Origin of the sequence: Streptomyces glaucescens, assembly GCF_002154375.1 — a bacterium.
GTDB lineage: Bacteria > Actinomycetota > Actinomycetes > Streptomycetales > Streptomycetaceae > Streptomyces > Streptomyces glaucescens.
This window is the reverse complement of the sequence record NZ_MUND01000083.1, coordinates 8,465-15,584: the sequence shown is the minus strand read 5'-3', so window position 1 is coordinate 15,584 and position 7,120 is coordinate 8,465. Positions and strand designations below refer to the sequence as shown.

8 protein-coding genes and 1 tRNA gene are annotated in these 7,120 nt (G+C 70.5%); 6 read left to right on the top strand and 3 right to left on the bottom strand.

Annotated elements, in window-relative coordinates:
* The 4 genes from CCN42_RS06500 to CCN42_RS06485 form a co-directional block, all read left to right on the top strand.
* Window positions 1-384: hypothetical protein (locus CCN42_RS06500; protein WP_245877173.1), on the top strand; the 384-nt coding region annotated here is incomplete at its 5' end.
* Window positions 381-1,541 carry a DUF3631 domain-containing protein gene (locus tag CCN42_RS06495; protein WP_086733658.1) on the top strand — a complete coding sequence of 387 codons (1,161 nt, stop codon included), beginning with the start codon at window positions 381-383 and terminating at the stop codon, window positions 1,539-1,541. The genes CCN42_RS06500 and CCN42_RS06495, both read left to right, overlap by 4 nt.
* A gap of 175 nt (window positions 1,542-1,716) precedes the next feature.
* On the top strand, window positions 1,717-1,905 hold the full coding sequence (locus CCN42_RS06490) for a helix-turn-helix transcriptional regulator (protein ID WP_169731414.1): 189 nt from the start codon (window positions 1,717-1,719) through the stop codon (window positions 1,903-1,905).
* A 69-nt stretch (window positions 1,906-1,974) separates the two neighbouring features.
* The gene (locus CCN42_RS06485; protein ID WP_086733656.1) at window positions 1,975-3,342 is read left to right on the top strand and encodes a tyrosine-type recombinase/integrase; all 1,368 of its coding nucleotides are present in this window, start codon (window positions 1,975-1,977) and stop codon (window positions 3,340-3,342) included.
* Window positions 3,343-3,504: 162 nt separating this feature from the next.
* Here CCN42_RS06485 and CCN42_RS06480 read toward each other — a convergent pair.
* Window positions 3,505-3,586, bottom strand: a tRNA-Tyr gene (locus CCN42_RS06480).
* 224 nt (window positions 3,587-3,810) lie between these two features.
* Here CCN42_RS06480 and CCN42_RS06475 point away from each other — a divergent pair.
* Together CCN42_RS06475 and CCN42_RS06470 are read left to right on the top strand one after the other, a co-directional pair.
* A complete protein-coding gene (locus tag CCN42_RS06475; protein WP_086733654.1) occupies window positions 3,811-4,299 on the top strand; it encodes a YajQ family cyclic di-GMP-binding protein in 489 nt (162 codons plus the stop codon).
* Between the two features lie 95 nt (window positions 4,300-4,394).
* Window positions 4,395-5,642 carry an APC family permease gene (locus CCN42_RS06470; RefSeq protein ID WP_086733652.1) on the top strand — a complete coding sequence of 416 codons (1,248 nt, stop codon included), beginning with the start codon at window positions 4,395-4,397 and terminating at the stop codon, window positions 5,640-5,642.
* Window positions 5,643-5,648: 6 nt separating this feature from the next.
* Here CCN42_RS06470 and CCN42_RS06465 read toward each other — a convergent pair whose 3' ends face one another.
* Both CCN42_RS06465 and htpX read right to left on the bottom strand, forming a co-directional pair.
* On the bottom strand, window positions 5,649-6,047 hold the full coding sequence (locus CCN42_RS06465; protein ID WP_086168646.1) for a YccF domain-containing protein: 399 nt from the start codon (window positions 6,045-6,047) through the stop codon (window positions 5,649-5,651).
* Window positions 6,044-6,907 (bottom strand): zinc metalloprotease HtpX, encoded by an 864-nt coding sequence (gene htpX / locus CCN42_RS06460; RefSeq protein WP_086733650.1) that lies wholly within the window; start codon window positions 6,905-6,907, stop codon window positions 6,044-6,046. Before htpX ends, CCN42_RS06465 begins: the two co-directional genes overlap by 4 nt.
* Window positions 6,908-7,120 lie beyond the last annotated feature (213 nt).

Here is a 7,120-nt window from a genome sequence, read left to right as displayed (position 1 = left end):
GAGACAGGCCCGCACGCCGCCGAATCTCACGACGTCCGGCCGGTCGTGGGCGAGCCGAAAGGCGCCGCCCGTCAGGGCGTCGTCACTGCTCTTCACTCGAACCGGTTCCCCGCCGACGGAGCGCACCCCCGTGCCGACCCGACGCCGGAGCGGCCCGGTATCCGGATCTACGCCCCACCGGTCTACCGCCACCACTACGACGGCGCCCGGTGGTCCACCCGGCCCGGCGGCACTCCCACCGCCGCCTACGCCTGCCCCTGCGGGCGCACCGGCACCGCCCGCGGGCAGGACGCCGTGGCCGCGCTGGTCACCGAGTACGCCGCGCACAAGCACTTCTGCACCGGCATGCCCGCCCTGGGCAACGAACGGAGGAACGCCGCATGACCCCCACACCGATCGACGGGGCCGCGCTGCTCGACGAGGTGGAAGCCTTCCACCGCCGGTTCAACGTCTTTCCCACCGAGGCCGCCTACGTGGCTGTCGCACTGTGGGACGCTCACGCGCACCTACTCGACTGCTTCGACTCCACCCCGCGCATCGCCTTCCTGTCCCCTGAGCCGGGGTCCGGGAAGTCGCGGGCGCTGGAGATCGTGGAAACGCTCGTGCCGCAGCCGATGGTGGCCGTCAACGCGTCCGCCGCCGCCCTCTTCCGGGCCGTCTCGGGGGCGAACGGTAGGCCGACGATCCTGTTCGACGAGATCGACACCATCTTTGGCCCCAAGGCCGGGGACAACGAGGAGTTGCGCGGGTTCCTCAACGCCGGGCACCGCCGCTCGGGCGTGACGTACCGGTGCATCGGCGACGGCGGCAACCAGACCGTGCAAGCCTTCCCGTCCTACTGCGCGGTCGCGGTCGCCGGTCTCGGCTCCCTGCCGGACACGATCCTGACCCGCTCCGTCGTCATCCGCATGCGCCGCCGCGCCCGCAGCGAACGCGTGGAAGCCTTCCGCGCCCGCATCCACGAAGCCGAGGGCCACGCTCTGCGGGACCGCCTCGCCGCGTGGGCGGAACAGGCCCGCGGACAGGTCACGGGGGCGTGGCCGGAGATGCCGGACGGGGTGACCGACCGGCCGGCGGACGTGTGGGAACCCCTGCTCGCCGTCGCCGACGCCGCCGGGGGCGACTGGCCGCGTCGGGCCCGCGAAGCGTGCCTGACGCTGGTCACCGCCGCGCAGCACACCGACAAGCACAGTCTCGGCATCCGGCTGTTGACCGACCTGCGCGACCACGTGCTGATCGGCATTGACCGGCTGCCGACCATCGCCATCATCGACCGGCTCAACGCCCTGGACGACGCGCCGTGGGCGGACCTGGACGGCAAGCCGCTGGACAACCGCAAGCTGTCGCGGATGCTCGGGGAGTACATGACGGCCGACAACGAGCCGATCCGCTCCCGGAACATCCGCACCGCCGGCGGAGTCCTCAAGGGATTCCACGCTGCGGACCTGGCTGACGCATGGGCGCGCTACTGCCCACCTCCCCAGAACTCCGCTACATCCGCTACGCCGCTACAGCCCAGCTCAGAGCCGGTGAATCTGTAGCGGTACCGCAGCGTGTAGCGGCTGCACCCGCTACCCCTGTAGCGCGGGCGTAGCCGCTACACGCTCCCTCTCCGCTACAAAAAATCACCCGCTGACCTGCGATGTAGCGCTGTAGCGGATGTAGCGGACTTCTGAGAAGGCCCCCAGACGCCTCGCCCCAGAAGGAGTTACCACCTTGGCCAGCACCAAGATGCTCAAGCTCCCCGAAGTCCTCACCGAAATCGGCATGAGCCGTGCCGCCTTTTACCGCATGCGCGCCCGCGGGCAGGCACCGCGGCTGGTGAAGCTGCCCAACGGTCACCTGCGGGTTCGCCGCAACGACCTGGACGACTGGCTCAGCAGCCTGGACACCCCCGCCTACTGAACACATCGGCTCACCGACACCACCCCAGGGGTCCGGCTCGCGCCGGGCCCCTTTCGCAGAAAGGCCCTCATGGGGAAGACGTACGACGTTCGCATCTGGTCCGTCCGCCAGCGGAAGGACCGTGGCCAGAGCTCCGCAGAGCTGCGATGGAAGACCGGCGAGACTCCGCACTCTCAGACGTTCCGCACCAAGACCCTGGCCGAGGGCCGACGCGCCGAATTGCTGCGGGCCGCGCACGCCGGCGAGCCGTTCGATGAATCCACCGGAGTGCCGGTCTCCGAGCTGCGGAAACGCAACGACGTGAGTTGGTACCAGCACGCGCGCGACTACATCGAGATGAAGTGGCAGCACTCCCCCGGGTCGACGCGCCGGACACTCGCGGAAGCCATGGCCACCGTGACGCCGGCGCTTGTCACGAGCACCAAGGGAATGGCCGACGCCAAGACCGTGCGGACGGCGCTCTACAGCTGGGCATTCAACATGAGCCGACGTGACCAGGAGCCCCCGGCAGACGTGGCCGCCGTGCTGGCTTGGTTCGAGCGGAGGTCGCTGCCCACGTCCGCGCTGGCCGACCGAATGCACGTGCGCGCAGCCCTGGACGCCGTGACCAGGAAGCTGGACGGCACCACGGCGTCCGCATCGACGATTCGCCGGAAGCGGGCCATCTTCCACAACGCACTCGGCTACGCCGTCGACGCAGGTCGGTTGACGGACAACCCTCTGCCACAGGTGCAGTGGAAGGCTCCGGAACAGGTGGCGGAGGAGCTGGACCCCGCGTCGGTACCGGATCCCCGGCAGGCCCTCGCGCTGCTCGATGCCGTCCGCACCCAGAGCGCCCGCGGGCGCCGTCTGGTCGCGTTCTTTGGGTGCATGTACTTCGCAGCGGCGCGGCCAGCGGAAGTCATCGGGCTACGCCTCCAGGACTGCGACCTACCCCGGCGAGGGTGGGGCACTCTGCGACTCCGAGAGACCCGCCCCCGCTCCGGGTCGGCATGGACGGACAGCGGCGAAGCACACGACCGGCGGGGCCTCAAGCACCGGCCCCGTAAAGCCGTCCGCACTGTGCCGATCCCGCCCGACCTCGTGCGCATGCTGCGGTGGCACGTCACGGCCTACGGCGTCGCCCCCGACGGACGGCTGTTCCGCACGCAGCGCGGCGGGCTCATCCAGGACACCGGATACGGCGAGGTGTGGGCGGAAGCCCGCGCGCGTGCTCTCACGCCCGCTCAGTGCGCGTCGCCGCTCGCCAAGCGTCCATATGATCTTCGCCACGCGGCCGTTTCCACCTGGCTCAGTTCGGGGGTGGAGCCGCAGGAAGTAGCCGCGCGCGCCGGCCACAGTGTGGCCGTGTTGTTCCGGGTGTACGCCAAGTGCCTGGACGGTGGTGCGGCCACAGCGAACGCCCGGATCGAGCGGGCACTGAGGAGCGGCAACTAGGGGGCCGAAGCTGCCCCACACCTGCCCCACACGGACTGGTCAGCACCCGAATCAGGGTGAGACACACTGGGAAAAAGCGCCCATAAAGATCAGGTCGGGACCGTCAACGACGAAAGGGTCTGTGATCAGCATTGCTGCTGGTCACAGACCCTTTCGGTCGTGTGGCGGCGCCAGGATTCGAACCTGGGAAGGCTGAGCCGGCAGATTTACAGTCTGCTCCCTTTGGCCGCTCGGGCACACCGCCGGGGTCATTGCCTGTTCGAACCGCTTTTCGGCGGTGCTCCCTGGCAACGACGTAAACAATACCCGATGCCCAGGGGTGGTTCGCCACCCGATTGATCGGCACCCGGGGCCACGGGGGGTGGCTAGGCTTGTCCGGATGCGGCCCGGTGCCCCGCGGGGTCCGGCCGTCGCCCCGCGTACGCCGCTACGCACCCGTTTCGCACCCGATACAAGGAGCCACAGGACATGGCCGACTCCAGTTTCGACATCGTCTCGAAGGTCGAGCGGCAGGAGGTCGACAACGCCCTCAACCAGGCCGCCAAGGAGATCTCGCAGCGCTACGACTTCAAGGGCGTGGGCGCCTCGATCTCGTGGTCCGGTGACAAGATCCTCATGGAGGCGAACTCCGAGGACCGGGTGAAGGCTGTCCTCGACGTCTTCCAGTCCAAGCTGGTCAAGCGCGGCATCTCGCTGAAGGCGCTGGACGCGGGTGAGCCGCAGCTCTCCGGCAAGGAGTACAAGATCTTCGCGTCGATCGAGGAGGGCATCTCCCAGGAGAACGCCAAGAAGGTCGCGAAGATCATCCGTGACGAGGGCCCCAAGGGCGTGAAGGCCCAGGTCCAGGGTGACGAGCTGCGGGTCAGCTCCAAGAGCCGGGACGACCTGCAGGCCGTCATCGCGCTGCTGAAGGGCAAGGACTTCGACTTCGCGCTGCAGTTCGTGAACTACCGGTAGGTCGCGGAGACCGGCAGGTGTCGGGAGGGCGGGCGTTCGGTGCCCGCCCTTCTCCTGTGCTCGGCGGCGGCCGGGCCGGTCAGTAGGGTGCGGCCATGACAGTTTCCGGCCCCGGACTGCGACGCACCCTCGGCGTGGGCGACGCCGTCGTCATCGGGCTCGGCTCGATGGTGGGGGCCGGGATCTTCGCCGCGCTCGCCCCGGCGGCCCGCGCGGCCGGCTCGGGGCTGCTGCCGGCGCTCGCCGTTGCCGCTCTGGTCGCCTACTGCAACGCCATGTCCTCGGCGCGGCTGGCCGCGCGCTACCCGGCTTCCGGCGGCACGTACGTGTACGGGCGGGAGCGGCTGGGGCCCTTCTGGGGCTATCTGGCGGGCTGGGCGTTCGTGGTCGGCAAGACGGCCTCCTGCGCCGCGATGGCGCTGACCGTGGGCGCGTACGTGTGGCCGGAGCAGTCGCACGCGGTGGCGGTGGCCGCCGTGGTGGCCCTGACCGCCGTGAACTACGGCGGGGTGCAGAAGTCGGCCTGGCTGACGCGGGCGATCGTGGCCGTGGTGCTGGCCGTGCTCGCCGCCGTGGTGGTGGTGTGCCTGGGGTCGGCCGAGTCCGGCGCCGGGCGGCTCGGCTTCGGCGCGTCGGAGGGCGTCGGCGGGGTGCTCCAGGCGGCCGGACTGCTGTTCTTCGCCTTCGCGGGATACGCGCGGATCGCCACGCTCGGCGAGGAGGTGCGCGATCCCGCCCGCACGATCCCGCGCGCGATCCCCATGGCGCTCGGGATCGCCCTGGCGGTGTACGCCTGCGTGGCGGTCGCCGTGCTGTCCGTGCTGGGGTCCGGCGGGCTGGCGTCCGCGACCGCGCCGCTGGCCGACGCGGTGCGTGCGGCCGGGGTGCCGGGGCTGGTGCCGGTGGTGCGGGTGGGGGCCGCGGTGGCGGCTCTGGGCTCGCTGCTGGCGCTGATCCTGGGTGTCTCGCGGACCACGCTGGCCATGGCGCGGGACCGGCATCTGCCGGGCGTGCTGGCCGCCGTCCATCCGCGCTTCCAGGTGCCGCACCGGGCGGAGCTGGCCGTGGGCGCGGTGGTCGCGGTGCTGGCCGCCACGGTGGACGTGCGGGGCGCGATCGGCTTCTCGTCGTTCGGCGTGCTCGCGTACTACGCCGTGGCCAACGCGTCGGCCTGGACGCTCGACCGGGCGCCGGCCGCGCGGCTGGTCCCGGCCGTGGGGCTGCTGGGCTGCGCGCTGCTGGCGTTCTCCCTGCCCGCGGTGTCGGTGGCCGTGGGCGCGGGTGTGCTGGCGGTGGGCGTGGCCGCGTACGCGGTACGGCGGCGGGTCACCGCGCGGGGTTAGCTCCCCCTACCAGCGCGTCGTGGCGAACGGGCGGTCCGTCGGGACGATCTCGCGGCCCAGCGGCACCAGCGAGACGGGGATCAGCTTGAAGTTGGCGATGCCGAACGGGATGCCGATGATCGTGACGCACAGCGCGATGCCGGTGGCGATGTGGGCGAGCGCCAGCCACCAGCCCGCGAGGATCAGCCACAGGACGTTGCCGAGGCAGGACGGGGAGCCGGCGTCGCGGCGCTCGACCGTGGTGTACCCGAAGGGCCACAGGGCGTAGACGCCGATGCGGAAGGCGGCTATGCCGAACGGGATGCCGATGATCGTGAGGCAGAGGAGAGCGCCCGCGAGCACGTAGCCGAGGAACAGCCACACGCCGCTGAAGATCAGCCAGATGACGTTCAGGATCGTCTTCACCGGTGGGGACCTGCCATCTGTTCGAGGCGGCGGATGCGCTCCGCCATGGGCGGGTGGGTCGAGAACATCCTGGACATGCCCTGGCCGGGCCGGAACGGGTTGGCGATCATCATGTGGCTCGCCGTCTCGATCCGCGGCTCGGGGGGCAGGGGAAGCTGCTTGGTGCCGGTCTCCAGCTTGTGCAGGGCGCTCGCCAGGGCCAGGGGGTCGCCGGTGAGCTGAGCTCCGGAGGCGTCCGCCTCGAACTCCCGGGAACGGCTGATGGCCAGCTGGATGAGGGAGGCCGCTAGCGGTCCCAGGATCATGATCAGCAGCATGCCGAGGAGACCGGGGCCGTCGTCGTCGTCCGAGCGGCCGATGGGGATCAGCCAGGCGAAGTTGACGAGGAACATGATCACCGAGGCGAGGGCGCCGGCGACCGACGAGATCAGGATGTCGCGGTTGTAGACATGGCTGAGCTCGTGGCCGATGACGCCGCGCAGCTCTCTCTCGTCGAGCAGGCGCAGGATGCCCTCGGTGCAGCACACGGCGGCGTTGCGCGGGTTGCGGCCGGTCGCGAAGGCGTTGGGCGCCTCCGTCGGGGAGATGTACAGGCGCGGCATGGGCTGGCGGGCCTGGGTGGAGAGTTCGCGGACCATGCGGTACAGCCCCGGCGCCTCGAACTCGCTGACCGGGCGGGCCCGCATCGCGCGCAGGGCCAGCTTGTCGCTGTTCCAGTATGCGTAGGCGTTGGTGCCGAGCGCGATCAGGACGGCGACGACGAGCCCCGTGCGGCCGAAGAAGCCGCCGATGACGATGATGAGTGCGGACAGTCCCCCGAGGAGTACTGCGGTCCTGAGCCCGTTGTGCCGGCGGTGCACGGTACGCCCTCCAAGTGGTGCAGCAGGGGAACCCTTTGCTTGCGTGCTTACTCGTCTCACCGGAGTCGTGGTGTCACGTCCAGTGGACCCTCCCGTACTGGTCAACGCCAGGCGGAGGGCACTAGTTCCCTTGTGCGTGCGGGGGCACACCCGGGCCGTCCGGGTGAGGACGGCCCGGACGGTCGGCGGTGCGGCGCTAGGTCGTGTCCGCAA

Bases quoted from the DNA above. Each gene is read 5' to 3' on its own strand.
- CCN42_RS06495 (WP_086733658.1), top strand. From the start codon at position 381: ATGACCCCCACACCGATCGACGGGGCCGCGCTGCTCGACGAGGTGGAA.
- CCN42_RS06485 (WP_086733656.1), top strand. From the start codon at position 1,975: ATGGGGAAGACGTACGACGTTCGCATCTGGTCCGTCCGCCAGCGGAAG.
- CCN42_RS06475 (WP_086733654.1), top strand. From the start codon at position 3,811: ATGGCCGACTCCAGTTTCGACATCGTCTCGAAGGTCGAGCGGCAGGAG.
- CCN42_RS06470 (WP_086733652.1), top strand. From the start codon at position 4,395: ATGACAGTTTCCGGCCCCGGACTGCGACGCACCCTCGGCGTGGGCGAC.